At 65.5% G+C, this 14,323-nt stretch carries 11 protein-coding genes; 6 read left to right on the top strand and 5 right to left on the bottom strand.

What is annotated here, in order from left to right:
• Positions 1 to 73 precede the first annotated feature (73 nt).
• Together GSQ89_RS10730 and GSQ89_RS10725 are read left to right on the top strand one after the other, a co-directional pair.
• Positions 74 to 1,678: a rhodanese-like domain-containing protein gene (locus GSQ89_RS10730; protein ID WP_158924861.1), complete on the top strand. Its 1,605-nt coding sequence runs from the start codon at positions 74 to 76 to the stop codon at positions 1,676 to 1,678.
• Positions 1,629 to 2,435, top strand: a complete 807-nt coding sequence (locus GSQ89_RS10725; protein WP_158924859.1) for a ComF family protein — start codon at positions 1,629 to 1,631, stop codon at positions 2,433 to 2,435. Before GSQ89_RS10730 ends, GSQ89_RS10725 begins: the two co-directional genes overlap by 50 nt.
• Before the next feature lie 2 nt (positions 2,436 to 2,437).
• On the opposite strand, the gene GSQ89_RS10720 is transcribed toward GSQ89_RS10725, so the two are convergent.
• A complete protein-coding gene (locus GSQ89_RS10720) occupies positions 2,438 to 3,031 on the bottom strand; it encodes a cytochrome b (RefSeq protein ID WP_158924857.1) in 594 nt (197 codons plus the stop codon).
• Between the two features lie 78 nt (positions 3,032 to 3,109).
• On the opposite strand from GSQ89_RS10720, the gene GSQ89_RS10715 reads away from it, so the two are divergent.
• The 3 genes from GSQ89_RS10715 to GSQ89_RS10705 all read left to right on the top strand — a co-directional run bounded on the left by GSQ89_RS10715 (position 3,110) and on the right by GSQ89_RS10705 (position 6,406).
• On the top strand, positions 3,110 to 4,555 hold the full coding sequence (locus GSQ89_RS10715) for a glycosyltransferase (RefSeq protein ID WP_158924855.1): 1,446 nt from the start codon (positions 3,110 to 3,112) through the stop codon (positions 4,553 to 4,555).
• 76 nt (positions 4,556 to 4,631) lie between these two features.
• The gene (locus GSQ89_RS10710; RefSeq protein WP_158924853.1) at positions 4,632 to 5,696 is read left to right on the top strand and encodes a GlxA family transcriptional regulator; all 1,065 of its coding nucleotides are present in this window, start codon (positions 4,632 to 4,634) and stop codon (positions 5,694 to 5,696) included.
• On the top strand, positions 5,693 to 6,406 hold the full coding sequence (locus GSQ89_RS10705; protein WP_158924851.1) for a DJ-1/PfpI family protein: 714 nt from the start codon (positions 5,693 to 5,695) through the stop codon (positions 6,404 to 6,406). The genes GSQ89_RS10710 and GSQ89_RS10705 overlap by 4 nt, the downstream gene beginning before the upstream one ends.
• Positions 6,407 to 6,602: 196 nt before the next feature.
• Here GSQ89_RS10705 and GSQ89_RS10700 read toward each other — a convergent pair whose 3' ends face one another.
• The 4 genes from GSQ89_RS10700 to GSQ89_RS10685 all read right to left on the bottom strand — a co-directional run bounded on the left by GSQ89_RS10700 (position 6,603) and on the right by GSQ89_RS10685 (position 13,360).
• Positions 6,603 to 7,763, bottom strand: coding sequence for a YncE family protein (locus tag GSQ89_RS10700; RefSeq protein ID WP_158924849.1), 1,161 nt, complete (start codon positions 7,761 to 7,763; stop codon positions 6,603 to 6,605).
• Positions 7,764 to 7,799: 36 nt separating this feature from the next.
• On the bottom strand, positions 7,800 to 8,621 hold the full coding sequence (locus GSQ89_RS10695; RefSeq protein WP_158924847.1) for a sugar phosphate isomerase/epimerase: 822 nt from the start codon (positions 8,619 to 8,621) through the stop codon (positions 7,800 to 7,802).
• A 105-nt stretch (positions 8,622 to 8,726) separates the two neighbouring features.
• The gene (locus GSQ89_RS10690; protein ID WP_158924845.1) at positions 8,727 to 11,006 is read right to left on the bottom strand and encodes an FdhF/YdeP family oxidoreductase; all 2,280 of its coding nucleotides are present in this window, start codon (positions 11,004 to 11,006) and stop codon (positions 8,727 to 8,729) included.
• A 68-nt stretch (positions 11,007 to 11,074) separates the two neighbouring features.
• The gene (locus GSQ89_RS10685; protein WP_158924842.1) at positions 11,075 to 13,360 is read right to left on the bottom strand and encodes an FHA domain-containing protein; all 2,286 of its coding nucleotides are present in this window, start codon (positions 13,358 to 13,360) and stop codon (positions 11,075 to 11,077) included.
• A gap of 132 nt (positions 13,361 to 13,492) precedes the next feature.
• Here GSQ89_RS10685 and GSQ89_RS10680 point away from each other — a divergent pair.
• Positions 13,493 to 14,323, top strand: an 831-nt coding sequence (locus tag GSQ89_RS10680; RefSeq protein WP_158924840.1) for a serine/threonine-protein kinase, incomplete at its 3' end; no start/stop codon positions are given.

Here is a 14,323-nt window from a genome sequence, read left to right as displayed (position 1 = left end):
GCGCTCACGGAGATGCGTTGCCAAGTCGTCCGGCTACGGCCTACCGTCCGGTACTACTATAGGATTTTGACAAATGAACCGCATCAGCGCTGCCACATTGCTTGGCTGGACCACGGATGGGCAGGAACTCGCGTTGCTGGATGCACGCGAGGACGGGGAATTCGGCGCCTCGCATCTGTTCTGGGCGATCCCCTGCGGGCTGGGCCGGAAAGAAATCCGGGCTCGGGCGCTGCTGCCGCGGCTGTCCACACGGATTTGCTGTGTCGATGATGGGCGGGGCATCGCAGAGACGCTGGCGGCATGGCTGGAGTCTATCGGCGCCACGGATGTTTCCGTCCTGGAGGGCGGCACCAAGGCGTGGGAGGCGGCGGGTTATGTGCTGTTCAGCGGGGTCAACGTCCCGTCCAAGGCGTTCGGCGAATGGGTCGAACACCATTACGGCACCGAGAGCGTCGATGCGCCCGACCTGAAGGCCTTGATCGATTCCGGCCGCGATATGGTGGTGCTGGACAGCCGCACGCTGGAGGAATTCACCCGCATGTCGATCCCCACCGGGATCAGCGTGCCGGGCGGCGAGCTGGCGTACCGCATCGGCGACATGGTGCCCGATGCGAAGACCCTGGTGGTGGTCAACTGCGCCGGCCGCACCCGCAGCATCATGGGCGCCGAAAGCCTGCGCCGAGCGGGGATACCCAATAAGGTGGTGGCGCTGCGGAATGGGACGATGGGCTGGGAACTCGCCGGGCTACGGTGCGAGCGCGGGCGGACGGAGCGGTTCGAGCCTGGCACCCCGAAGACTCTGGCGCTGGCGCTGCAGCGGGCACAGGCCTTCGCGGAACAGTCCGGTGTGGGGGTGATCGGACCGCTTGACCTGACACGGTTTGAGGACGATCCCGACCGCACGCTGTACGTGCTGGATGTGCGCGATCCGGTTGAATTCCGGGCCGGGCATCGCCCGAACAGCCGGAACGCGCCGGGTGGGCAGTTGGTGCAGGCGACCGACACCTGGATCGGGGTGAAGAACGCCCGTATCGTGCTGGTGGACGATACCGGCGTGCGGGCGCGCATGGCCGGGGCGTGGCTGCGGCAGATGGGGCACCGGGATGTCTTCGTGGTCGAGGGCGGCCTGGACGCGATCAGTGCGACCGGCGCCGCGGCTGTTCCGGTGCCGGAACTGGCGATGCCGGTGAACCGGCTGGACGTCAGCGGGCTGGTACAGTTGCTGGATAGTGGGGCGGGCACGGTGGTGCTCGACCTGGGGCGCAGCGTCGACTTCCGGGATGGGCATATCCCCGGTGCGATTTGGGGCGTGCGGGCTCGGCTGGATGCGCTTAAGCCGCAACTGGCGACGGCCAAGCATGTGGTGGTCACGTCTCCGGATGGCATGCTGGCCAGGTTGGCAGTGCCGGAAGTGCAGGGGCTGACCCGTGCCGAGGTGCATGTGCTGGATGGCGGCACGGATGCCTGGCACGCCTTCGGCCGGCCGCTGGTGAAGGACCGCACCACGCCGCCGGATGAGGCGTGCATCGATTTCTATCTGCGGCCGTACGACCGGAACTCGGGGGTCGAGGAAGCCATGAACGCCTATCTGTCGTGGGAAATCGACCTGGTGCATGAGATCGAGCGCGATGGTTCGGTCGTGTTCGGCATTCCCGGAGAAACCGACGCTGCTGCCTGATCCTGGCATCGCGGGGAAGGTGCGGCAGGCCGGGCGAATGGCGCTCGATCTGCTGCTGCCGCCGCGCTGTGCAGCGTGCGACAATGCGGTTGTGGTGCAGGGGCAGCTTTGCGCGGCTTGCTTCGGTGGAACGAATTTCGTTACCGCCCCGCTGTGTGCCGGCTGCGGGGTGCCGTTTGCCTCGGTGGAGCAAGGCGGGCCGGAGGAATTGTGTCCGGGGTGCCGCGCGCATGCGCCGCTGTTCCGGCAGGCCAGGGCGGCGTTGCGGTATGACGAGCAGGCGCGGCGGCTGATCCTGCCGCTGAAGCATGGCGATCGGGTCGAACTGGCCCAGATCCTGGCTCCGATGATGACCCGAGCCGGTGCGGCGCTGCTGGGGCGGGCTGATGTGCTGATCCCGGTGCCGCTGCACCGGCGGCGGTTGTTTGAGCGCAAGTATAACCAGGCGGCGGTGCTGGCTTACGCGGTGGGGCGGCTGGCGGGCCGCGCCGTGGTGCCCGACGCGTTGGTTCGGACCCGGCGGACGGCGCCGTTGGATGAGAAGTCGCCGGAGGAGCGGGCGCGCGAGGTAGCAGGGTCGTTTGTGGTGCGGCCGTCTCGGGTTGGGGTGGTTGCGGGCCGGGCGGTGCTGTTGGTTGACGACGTGATGACGTCGGGGGCGACGGCCAATGCCTGTACGGCGGCGTTGCTGGAGGCGGGGGCACTGGCGGTGGATGTGCTGGTGGCGGCGCGGGTGCCTGACCCGCGGTTGAATTAGCGTTATGTGGCCGGTGGCCGGCCTATGCGCATCCGCTGGAATTCCGGCTCCCGGTCGATGAACTGATGCTTCAGCGCGGCCAGGATGTGCAGCGCGACCAAGGCGTACAGCGCGTAGCCGGCCCAGACGTGCAGGGCGAATAGCTGGCCGTGGACGACCTCCTTCGTCGCCGGTTCCAGATGGGCGAGGGCGCCGATGCGGAACCAGGGGATGATCCAGAAGATTTGCAACGGATGGGCGGCGGCGTCCTTGAACGCGGAATCGTGCATCCAGCCGGAAATCGGCAGCAGCAAGATCAGGCCGTAGAGCGCGATATGGGCGGCGTGGGCGCCGATCCGCTCCAGCCTGGGGTAGGATCGCGGCAGTGGCGGTGGCGGATGGGAGAGGCGCCACAGGATCCGCAGCAGCACCAGGCCGAGCACGGTGAAGCCGACGGATTTGTGCAGGTCGATGGCCGGGCGGATCCAGGCGTCGGGAAACAGCTCGGCCGTGAAACCGAGCGTTACATTGATCGCAATGAGGGCGGCGATCAGCCAGTGTAAAGTTGCCGCGACCCGGGAATAACGTCGAAGCGGTTCCGGTCTATGTGAGTGCATCGGGTTGATATTCGCGACGCTGATCCATTTGCAAGCGGGCAACCGCATCCCATCCGCGACGAAACGGTGACCATCTGTATGACAGGCTTGACCAGCGACCTCGATCGTATCCGCCATGCCGTCTCGCCGCGCTATGTTCCGCCGCCGACACCGCTGCGGGCGGTGCTGATCCATGGCGGCGTGCTGCTGCTTTGGATCGTGCTGTTCGCTCGGGTTTTCGGGGCAGGGAACGTTTTCACCTGGTCGGTCGGGCTGGCGTATGTCGGTTACGACACCGTGCTGCTGTTGTTCGTCTTCGCGCAGACGTTGCCGCTGCTGCGGCGGCCGGTGGTGGCCGATCCGGGGGAGCGGCCAAGTCTTGGTGTGATCGTGGCGGCTCGGAATGAGGCAGCGGTGCTGCCGGTGACCATCGCCGGTTTGTTGGCGCAGACCCAGCCGCCGGAGGTGGTGGTGATCGCCGATGACGGTTCGGATGACGGGACCGCCGCGCTGCTGATGCGGGACTATGGGCTGGTGCAGCCGGAGTTGGGGCGGATGAGCGGGCCATCCGAACGGTATCCGTCGCTGCGCTGGCTGCGACTGCCGCATGGTGGGAAAGCGCGGGCGTTGAACATGGCGATGGAGGGGGTTGGGACTGAGTTGGTCCTGACGGTGGATTCCGACACGATCCTGGAACCTGATGCGGTCGCGGCGATGCGGCTGGCGTTCGCTCGTGATCGGGCCTTGGTGGCGGCGACCGGTGTGCTGTTTCCGATCTGCGGCCGGGACCTGAGCGGGCGACTGTTTCAGTGGTTCCAGACCTATGAATACATGCGGAACTTCCTGTCGCGCTATGCGTGGTCGCGGCAGGGTGGACTGCTGTTGATCTCCGGCGCTTTCGCGGCTTATCGGCGGCAGGCGGTGCTGGATGTGGGCGGGTTCGATCCCGACTGCCTGGTCGAGGATTACGAGCTGACGCATCGGCTGCGCGATTACGCGGTGGGGCATGGTCTGGACTGGCATACCGATGTGATCGGAGGCGCCAGGGCGCGGACCGATGCGCCGGCTAGCGTGGGTGCTTTCCTGCGGCAGCGGCGACGCTGGTTCGGTGGGTTTCTGCAAACGCAGCTTTGGTACCGGCATATGGTGGGCAATGCGCGGTATGGCCGATTGGGGACGCGCATGCTGCCGGTGAAGGCGTTCGATACGATGCAGCCGCTGTATGGCCTGACCAGCGTTGTGTTGCTGCTGGTTGCGCTGGTGGCGGGGCAATCGGCGGTGGTGGCGCCGGTCGCTTGGGTGATCGCGGCGAAGATCGGTTTGGATCTGGCGTTCTATCTGTGGTCGTTGCTGCTGTACCGCCGTTGGCTGGGCGATATGGCTCGGGCCAACCTGGTCTGGGCGGTTGTGGCGGCGGTGATCGAGCCGTTCACGTTCCAGGTGCTGCGGCACAGCGGGGCTGCCCTGGGATGGGTGTCGTTCCTGACCGGGCAGCGGCGGTGGGGGCTTCAGGTTCGGAGCGGTCTGGCGGCGCAGAATCGGTAGCCCTTTGTAGTTTTATGGCAGAAATGGTGGGGACAATGTCATTGCTGCCATAGCCCAGCCCTGGCAACGTCGCGCCATGAATACGCCACTCACGATCACCCAGCCGCCGAAGCGTGCGCTGATCATCGCACCCGCCCCGGCCCAATTGCTTGACCTCGCGGGTCCGGCGGAGGTGTTTGGCCAGGCGGGACGGCTGAAGGCGGCGGCCGTGCCGCTGTATGACGTGGAAGTGGCGGTCGTACCGGCCAGCAACGGGTCGGGCGCGGCTGCCACCACATGCGGCGTGGGTGTGGCGGCGGGGCGGTCGCTGGCGGAGTTGCTCGCCGACAGCCGGCCGATCGACACGCTGGTCCTCGCCGGCGGGGAAGGAGCACGAAATCGGGCGGAGGAGCCGGAATTACGCGCCGCGGTGCGGGCGCTGGCGTGCCGATCCAGGCGGGTCGCGTCGGTCTGTACCGGGGCGTTCGTGTTCGCCGCGACCGGTTTGCTGGATGGCAGGCGCGCGGTGACGCATTGGCGGTGGTGCGACCAATTGGCGCGCCTCTATCCAGCAGTCCGTGTCGAGGCAGAGCCGATCTACATCCGTGACGGTGATTTCTGGACCTCGGCGGGGGTCACGGCGGGGATGGACCTGATGCTGGCCCTGGTCGAGGAGGATCATGGCCACGGTCTGGCGCTGGCGATCGCTCGTGAGCTGGTGATGTTCCTGCGGCGTCCGGGCGGCCAGGGTCAGTTCAGCACCGCGCTGGCCGCGCAGACCGCCATGGGGTCCGGGTTGCACGATCTCGTCGCCTGGATCGCCGACAACCTGAACCGGCCTTTGACGGTTGAGATGCTCGCGGACCGCATGCGGTTCAGCCCGCGCCAATTCGCCCGGGTGTTCGTGCGCGAACTGGGTGTCTCGCCAGGGCTGATGGTGGACCGGATGCGCGTGGAAGCGGCGCGGCGGCGGCTCGAGGAGGCCGAAGCCGGCCTGGCGGCGGTGGCGGCCGACTGCGGATTCGGGACGGAGGAGACGATGCGCCGCGCCTTCCTGCGGCATCTGGGAACGCCGCCCGGTGCCTATCGCGATCGGTTCCGACGCCAACCGGCTGCCCCGTGGGCGCTCGGACAGTTTCACTCGGAGGAGTTTCACACATGATTCCACATGACACCCATCTGCAGATCGGCTCGTTGCTGTTTGAGGGGCTGGATCAGATCGATTTGACCGGTCCGTTCGAGGTGTTGTCGCGCATCCCGAATGCGACGTACCGGGTCTACGGCAAGACCGCTGAACCGGTGCGCGATGTGCGGGGGCTGCGGTTGACGCCGGATGCGGCGCTGGCCGACGCGCCGAAACTTGATGTCCTGCATGTCCCGGGTGGGTTCGGGCAGGAGGCTTTGATGGAGGATGAAACCGTGCTGGCCTGGGTGCGGGATCAGGCTGCGGGGGCGGTGTGTGTGTTCTCGGTCTGCACCGGCGCGTTGATCTGCGGCGCGGCTGGGTTGCTGTTGGGACGGCGGGCGACGACGCATTGGGCGTCGATGGATTTGCTGCCGTATTTTGGTGCCATTCCGGTCAACCAACGGGTTGTCGTCGATGGCAACATCGTGTTTGCCGCCGGGGTGACGGCGGGGATTGACGGCGCGCTGCGGGTCGCGGCCAATCTGCGCGGCGATGAGGTCGCGCAGGGGATCCAGCTTTACATGGCTTATGCCCCGGAGCCGCCGTTTAACAGTGGAACGCCGGAGACGGCGCCGGCGGGTGTGTTGGAGAAGGCCAGGCTGTCGGTTCGTGGGATATCCGAGACGCGGCTGCAGACGGCTCGGCGTGTGGCGCGGAGGCTTGGGGTTGTCGTGGCGGGTGTATAGACGCGGGTGGTGAGGGTGTGGGTCGGCCGACCTCGCCTCGTCCGCCGGTGCGTAGATGGCCGGGACTACGCCCGGCCATGACGGCGAGGGCGGCGTGGCGCGATGCCAGAGGGTGGCGTGGGTCTGGGACATTGGGCCGGCGTGAACCCGGGCCGATGGGGCAGCGACGTGGCACTTCACGCGCTGCCCATTTTCGTTACGGCCAGGCGGTGGCAAAGGATTCCGGGCCGGCGCTGTCGATGGTCAGGCTTTTGCCTGGGGTCAGGGTTTTGCCGTTCCAGCGGAAGACCTCGACCTTGCGGTCCTGCATGCCTTGCACCAGCACGGTCTTGCCGTCGCGGGCGAAGGCGATGCCCTCGATCCATGCGCCGGTGTTGGCTTGGGCGATCTTGTGCAGGGTCTGGCCCTCCACCGCGTAGAGGCCCAGCAGGCCGTGGTCGCTGTGGAACGGATTGTCCGCGGTCTTGGTGCTGCCGTTTTCCGCGCCAATCGCCAGGAAGCGGCCGTCGGGGGAGAACTTCATCGGCTCCGGACCGCTGGGGACGCCGACTGTGCCGACCACGCGGTAGGGTTTGGATTTCAGGTCGATGAGGCTGACGGAATCCTCGTCGCCGTCGCCGCGGCCCATGTTGGAGACGGCGGCCAGGGTGTGGGCGCCGTTGATGTCCATGGTGTAGGGCGCGAGGCCGGTGGTGATTGGCCTGGGGTCGATGGTGACCTTGCCGGCGTCGATGTGCAGGACGTTCACCATGTTGTCGCCGCCGCGGGTCAGCAGGGCGTTGTTGTCATCGACGAACACCACCGCGCTGGGCAGCGACTTGGCGTTGCCGGTATCGACTTTGCCGGCGGCGGTCAGTTGCTTGTCCTTGACGGTGAAGACCGAGACCGTGCCCTCGGCGCGGTTGGCGACCAGCGCCAGGGTGCCGTCGGGGGATACGCGCACCTGCGATGCGCCGGCGCCGGCGGCCAGGGTCTGGGTGACCTTGGGCGGGTTGGCGGTCAGGTCGAACACGGCCACCCGGTCGTCGGGTGAGATGCCGCCGGTTTTGGCCGCCGCGTCGGCCTTGGTGGCGGAGGTGACGATGCCCCAGCTTTCGTCCTTGCTGAGCCAAATCGCGCCGGGCGGGCCGACGACGCTGCCGGGGGCGTCGAATGTTGCCTTGATCTTGGGCGGGTAGGCTTTGACGTCGATGACGGTGATGGAGTCGCGGCCGAGCGGGTTTGGCGCGACGATGGTTTTCTTGGCATCCATCACGGAGTGGCCGTCATTGGACGACACCACCACGTCGGCCATCGCGGCGAGCGGCAGCGCACTGCCGACCATCGCGGCCAGCAGCAATTTCGATAGGCGAGGCATTGTTGTTCCCCCTTGGTCTTGGACACCGCCAGTGTGTCAGTCCATCGCCATTCCGGCAAACATCGTTCGGGCTTCCAGCATGTCGTTCAGGGAGCCGAATGCGTTCATGTAGTGACCGGTGTAACCTCTTGCTTCAAGGGCCTTGAACAATCCCAGGAAGTCGAAGTCGCCTTGGCCGGGGACCAGATGTTCTTCCTTGCCATTGCGAAAACAGTCGGCGAGGCGGACCTCGCGAACGCGGGCCAGGGGCATGGTGGCGAGGAAGCCTTCGACGCCCTCGGGGACAAGGTGGGCGTGGTTGGCGGTGAAGGACAAATGCAGGGCAGGAGATTCGAGTTTTTCGTAGAACCAGCGCCATTCCTCGGTTGTGTGGGCCAGGTAATGGACCTCGGCGTCCGGTGGTTCCTTGTTCAGGTTTTCCAGCAGCAGTTGCACGGATTTGTGATCGGCGTAGTCGGCGACGCGGCGCAGGCGGTCGAGGGCGGCCTGCATGCGCTGCGGGATGTCGGCGGAGAAATGAAAGCCGGCGTGGACGACGATCCATTCCGCACCCAGCAGGACGGCGGCGTCGATGTAGGCGTGCAGGTAGGCGTCGACGGCGTCGGCGACCAGCGGAGCGTATTCGGCGACGTTGACGGCGGACAAAGTGTGCAGGCCCAGGGTGATGTCGTGGTGATCGCACGACCGGCGGATGGCGTGGGCGCGACGGTCGTCGAAGCTGGTGACGACGTTGGCACCGGTGTCGAGTTGGATGTCGATGATGCCGACATCGTTGGTGGCAGCCCAGGCGATGGCGTCCTCCAGGGGCAGTTTGCGGCCGACGTCGATGCCGATGCGGGCTGGGGACAGGGTGGGCATGTTGTTTGCTCCCGGTGGTTGGGGCGACAGGGGTCCCGGGCGTGAACCATAGCCGAACCGGTCTGGCCGGGAAACACGGCCGAGCCGCCTTTCCGACCGGCGCCGTCAGACTTTGATGCGCACGGGAACCCCTTTGGATGCCGGCGTCTTGGACGCTTCGTCGTGCAGCCACAGGGGTATCAGCGGGTTCATTTCGGGATAGTAGCCGCCCAGGCACCCATCGGGCAGGTCGAATGGGGTGACGGTCAGTCCCGCCACAAGCCGATCGACGCCGTCGCCGGCATCGGAGGTCAGGCTGACAATATCGCCTTCCTTCAACCCCTGCCGAACCATGTCGCCGGGATTGATCAGCAGGATCATGCGCGATCCTTCCAATCCCCGCAGCCGGTCGCTGAAACCATAAATCGTTGTATTGAACTGGTCGTTCGACCGCATCGTGATCAGATGAAACCGGCCGGGCGCGTCCCCGACGCCCAACGCGGACAGTCCGGTAGGCGATGTGAACTCGGCCTTGCCGCTTGCGGTTTTCCAGACCCGGTCGTGCGCTTTGTTGCCGCGATAGAACCCGCCCGGCGTGAACAGGCGCGCATTGAAGTCGTGAAATTCCTCCGAATAGGTCTCGGCGATCAGGTCGCGCACGATGGCATAGTCGGCTGTCCACGCATCCCAGCGCCATTTGGGGTGCGCCGGCAACGTTGCTTTTGCCATACCGGCGACGATCGCCAGTTCGGATAAAATATGCGTGCTGGCCGGCCCACGTTTCCCGACCGACCCATAGATGTGACTGAAACTATCCTCCATCGAAACAGATTGTGGGCCGCTGGCCTGCATGTCCTGTTCCGATCGCGCCAGGCACGGCAGAATGTAAGCCGCATTGCCATGAACCAGGTGGCTGCGATTGAGCTTGATGGCGATCGACACCGTGAGTGCCATATTCGTCCAAGCCGCCTCCATCGCCTCCCGCTCGGGGATCGCGCGCACGAAATTGCCGCCCAGGCTGACGAAGGCTCGGACCGACCCATCGAGCACGCCTTGGCAGGCATCAACCGTGGTCAGGCCTTTTTCGCGCGGCGGGTCGAAATCGAACATCGTCGCCAGCTTGTCGAGAGGCACAAGCTCCGGCTTTTCGGAGATGCCGACCGTCCGCTGGCCCTGCACGTTGGAATGGCCGCGTACCGGCGACACGCCCGCGCCCTGGCGGCCGACATTGCCCTTCAGCAGCATCAGGTTGACCAGCATGCCGATGCTCTGGGAGCCATGGACGTGCTGCGTCAGCCCCATGCCGTAAACGGCGATCGTCCGTTCCGCCGCGATATAGATGTCCGCGGCGCTTTCCAGTTCGGTGCGTGAGATTCCCGAAACATGCTCGATCTCGTCCCATTCGGCGGCAGCCACGGCCGCCGCGAAGGTCCCGAAATCATGTGTGTGCTGGGCGATGAACGCACGGTCGATCACGCCGGGTTCGCCGTCGAGCAGCCGCTGTGCATCCACGCACAGCACATGCTTGCACAGGCCCATCAGGGCCGCGATGTCGCCGCCGGGGCGCACCTGTAGATACATGCACGACAGATCGGTGCCGTGCCCGGTCAGCATCTCGATGGGGTTTTGCGGATTGACGAAGCGCTCCAGGCCTTTTTCACGCACCGGATTGAACGTGACGATTTTGCAGCCGCGCCGGACCGCATCCTGCAGCGGATGCAGGAACCGGGGGCTGTTGGTGCCGGGATTCTGCCCGAAGTAGAAGATCGCGTCGCAGTGATCGAAATCCTCCAGCACGCAGGTGCCGACCGCCGAACCGAGGACCTTCTTCAAGCCGACAGATGTTGTCTCGTGACACATGTTGGAGCTGTCGGGCAGGTTGTTGTGCCCGTAAAATCGGGCGAACAGGCTGTAGAGATAAGACGCCTCAAGACTGGCTTTTCCCGATGCATAGAAAACCGTCGATTTGGGCTCCAGCTTTCGTAGTTCGTGGCCGATTTCGGCAAAAGCCTGGTCCCATTCGCACGCGACATACTTGTCCGTGGCCGCGTCGTATCGCATCGGCTGCGTCAGCCGGCCCTGCATTTCCAGGTCGTAGTCCTGCCAGGTCAGCAGTTCGGCCACGGTGTGCTGCTCGAAGAATTCGGGCGTGCAGCGGTCGCGCGTCAGTTCCCAGATTGTCGCCTTCGCGCCGTTCTCACAGAACTCGAAGATATGGGGATGCGCCGGCTTACCCCAGGCGCAGGACGTGCACATGTGGCCTTCGGTCTTGTTCTGCCGAACCAGCGTTTCGAGGACGGCGGGCGTCGAGAGTTCGCGCGCGAGGACACGTCCGATGCCACCCAGGGACCCCCAGCCGCCGGCCGGTCCCTCGTAATGCTTGGTTTCCAGCCCGACATCATCCATCGCCGTTGCTCCGCTTCAAGGACCACGGTGGAAACGCCGGTTCGGTGCGTCGGTTTCGTGCGACCGCGTCAGGCGCGCCGTCTGCGGCCGCCGTGGCGCAGCAGGGCGGCCAGGTAGGTGATCAGCAGGAACACGGCGGCGTGGGCGATGACGATCAGGACGCCGGTGCCGGTCGGTTCGGCGGTCATGTTGGCGATCGGGCCCTCTGCGGCGATGTAGACGGACTTCATGGCCTCGGTCAGCCAGAAGCTGCTGACCGCGACCTTGGCGAACAGCGTCGCCGGGGCGGGCAGATGCGGCACCAGGATGCCGGCCAGGATGATCTGCGGCACCAGCGCCAGCGGAACGATCGTGGTGGCCTGGTCGCGGGTGTTGGAAAAGGCCGAGATCACCAGCCCGATCGCCGTGCCTGCCAGGCCGCCCGCCAGCAGGATGCCGAACTGCGGCAGGGCGCGGCCGGGAATGCGTTCCGCCAGCAGGGCGGTCAGGGCAAACACGATCGTGAGTTGCAGGATGGTGAACAATCCGGTGACGACATATTTCGACGCGACGAAGGCCGCGGTGGACAGGTTGATGTCGCGCTCCCGCTTATAGATCACCAGTTCGCCGACGATGTCCTTCGAGGCGCCGTTGCAGCCCAACCATATCGATGTCAAACCGAGCAGGAAGAGCAGGGCGTTCTTGCCGGTGACGGTTTCGGGACCGGTGCCGAAGGTGCCGAATGCGTAGCCCATCAGGCCGCCGATCAGGATGCTTTGCACCGCCGCCATGGCCAAGGTACGCCGATCCGCCAGCAGCAGCCTGGTGTTGCGATGGGTCAGGATCCCGAACTGACGTGCGACAAGACTAGCCATGCGCAGGGGATTTTCGCGTCGGCGGGAAACCGGTGCGGGCGTAAGTGCCGCGTGGCGCACCGTGCCGAGGTCGATGATCGTGTCTGATCCGGTATCCTCAAAACGGGCACGCCAGAATCGGGCGCCGTCTTCTTCGATGCGGTTGAAGATTTCGCCCAATCGTTGCACGCCGAAGAAGGCCAGCGCGGAGTCCGGCGCGCCGACGAACGTGGTGTGGCCGCCGCGACCCATACAGACGACCTTGTGACAGAACGCCTCGACATTGGCCAAGGTGTGGGTCACCACGACGATGGTCATGCCTTCGTCGGCCAGCCGTCGCAGCAGGCGCATGATCTCCCAGTCGGTGCTTTCGTCGAGGCCGCTGGTCACTTCGTCCAGGAACAGCAAAGACGGGCGATTGAGGATCTCGCTGGCCAGGCTTGCCCGTTTCTTCTGACCGCCACTGAGCAAACCGATCCTGGTGTCCAGCCGTCCCGACAGATCGACGCTACGCGCGGCGGTTTCGACGATGGACTGGCGTTGCTGGCGGGTGGTGTCGCGCGGCAGGCGTAACTGGGCGGCGTAATCCAGCGCCTGGCGCAGCGTCAGTTGCTCATGCAGCACGTCCTGCTGCGGGACGAAAGCGATGTCCTGCTTCATGGCATCGAAGGAATTGTGCAGGTTGGTGCCGTTCAGCATGACCTCACCGGTGCTGGGCAGGGCGCGTCCGGCGAGGATGTTCATGAGGGTGGATTTGCCCGACCCGCTGGCACCGATAATGCAGACGAATTCACGCGGTTTGATGTCGAACGTCGCGCCGTCCAGGATGCGCACGGGGGCGCCGGCCATCCGCACGTCGCAACTGACGCCGCTGACGGTGAGCGCGGCGTTGCCGGCGCGGGAGGTGCTGGTGAGCCCCTTGCCGTCGAAGGTCAGTTGGAATGGTCCGATATCGACCCGGTCGCCGGGCGCGATCGGGTGCGGCCGGTCGATGCGCGTGCCGTTGACGAAGGTGCCGTTGGTGCTGCCCAGGTCGCGCACGGCGACCGAACCGTTGGCAACGTCGAAGGCCGCGTGGCGGCGGGATACCGCCGGATGGTCGAACACGATCTGCCCGGGGTGATCCTGCCGTCCGACCGTCAGGCTGCGATCCAGCGACAGGCGATCGGGACTGGCCATGATGGGTTCGGCCCGCCCGATTATCGTTGCCTCGTGGAATTCCGCCTCGATCAGCGTGAACAGCACGCGCTGGACGCCGAAGGTGATCCGGGCGCCGTCCAGCAGGGGAACGGTGCCGGCGATGGGTTCGCCATCGATCGCGGTGGGCGTGCCGCGCGACAGGTGCTGGATCGCAAACCCATCGTCGGTTCGGATAATACGAGCCTGTTGGCGGGAGCAGGAGTGGTCGTCCGGAAAGGCGACATCCGCCTCAGCCGAACGACCGACCTGCCAGGGGCCGGCGCCGATGAGGGAGATGGGCTGCGGATTGCCTTCGATCGTCAGCCTGGCTTCGAGCATCATGTTCCTTCGCCGTGACAAATCCGGCAAATCGGTCTTGGTAAACCACTCGCTACCGATTTAACCCCGGTCAGTATCTTCGCGCCTTGTTGCCGTCAGTCTATAATATTGTGCGCGATCCGAAAGAGAGGGCACGTGGACAAACGACTGGGCCGCTACGAGCTTCGTCGACCGGTCGGACGCGGTGCGGCCGGGACGGTGTGGGAAGCGTGGGACACGTCGCTGACCCGCCGCGTTGCCATCAAGGTCGTGCGACCCGGCGACATGGATGTGCTGGAAATTGAGGAACTACTGGCCCGATTCCGGCAGGAAGCGCAGGTCGCCGGCCGCTTGTCGAACGTCGGCGTGGTGCAGGTCTACGATTACGGCGAGGAAGACGGCGAGGCCTACATCGTCATGGAATTCGTCGATGGGGAGACCCTAAAGGCGGTGCTGGACCGCCCCGAACGGATGACGCTGGCTCGGGCCGGAGAGATCATGCGCGGTGTGCTGCAGGCGTTGGACAACTGCCATCGGCTGTCGGTGGTGCATCGCGACATCAAGCCAAGCAACATCATGCTGCCCGCGGATGGCGGGGTGAAGCTGGCGGATTTCGGCATCGTCCGGATCGAGAACAGCGAATTGACGCTGGTCGGAACAGTGATGGGCACGCCGCCCTACATGTCCCCCGAACAGTTCACCGCCAGGGACCCGATCGATTTCCATTCCGATATCTGGTCGTGCGGCGTGCTGTTCTATGAGATGCTAACGGGGTCTCGCCCGTTCACCGGCAAAACCATGGCGGCGATCGGTCAGGCGGTTGTCAATGACACGTTCGAGCCGCCGTCGCATCGCGTGCCGGGCTTGCCGACGGCGTTCGATCAGGTGCTGCAACGGGCGTTGCGCAAGGAGCCAGGAGAGCGATTCCCCAGCGCGCAGGCGTTCGCGCTGGCGATCCAGTCGGCGATGCCACCGGCTGATGTCGCT

Source organism: Acidisphaera sp. S103, from assembly GCF_009765975.1.
Classification (GTDB): Bacteria; Pseudomonadota; Alphaproteobacteria; order Acetobacterales; family Acetobacteraceae; genus Rhodopila.
Note: the sequence above shows the minus strand (reverse complement) of the source record. Positions and strands in the feature narration are given on the sequence as shown.

What these genes read in the sequence shown, in the direction of transcription:
- GSQ89_RS10705 (WP_158924851.1), top strand. Translation starts at nt 5,693, where the DNA reads ATGATTCCACATGACACCCATCTGCAGATCGGCTCGTTGCTGTTTGAG.
- GSQ89_RS10730 (WP_158924861.1), top strand. Translation starts at nt 74, where the DNA reads ATGAACCGCATCAGCGCTGCCACATTGCTTGGCTGGACCACGGATGGG.
- GSQ89_RS10700 (WP_158924849.1), bottom strand. Translation starts at nt 7,763, where the DNA reads ATGCCTCGCCTATCGAAATTGCTGCTGGCCGCGATGGTCGGCAGTGCG.
- GSQ89_RS10720 (WP_158924857.1), bottom strand. Translation starts at nt 3,031, where the DNA reads ATGCACTCACATAGACCGGAACCGCTTCGACGTTATTCCCGGGTCGCG.
- GSQ89_RS10690 (WP_158924845.1), bottom strand. Translation starts at nt 11,006, where the DNA reads ATGGATGATGTCGGGCTGGAAACCAAGCATTACGAGGGACCGGCCGGC.
- GSQ89_RS10695 (WP_158924847.1), bottom strand. Translation starts at nt 8,621, where the DNA reads ATGCCCACCCTGTCCCCAGCCCGCATCGGCATCGACGTCGGCCGCAAA.
- GSQ89_RS10710 (WP_158924853.1), top strand. Translation starts at nt 4,632, where the DNA reads ATGAATACGCCACTCACGATCACCCAGCCGCCGAAGCGTGCGCTGATC.
- GSQ89_RS10715 (WP_158924855.1), top strand. Translation starts at nt 3,110, where the DNA reads ATGACAGGCTTGACCAGCGACCTCGATCGTATCCGCCATGCCGTCTCG.
- GSQ89_RS10725 (WP_158924859.1), top strand. Translation starts at nt 1,629, where the DNA reads ATGGTTCGGTCGTGTTCGGCATTCCCGGAGAAACCGACGCTGCTGCCT.
- GSQ89_RS10685 (WP_158924842.1), bottom strand. Translation starts at nt 13,360, where the DNA reads ATGATGCTCGAAGCCAGGCTGACGATCGAAGGCAATCCGCAGCCCATC.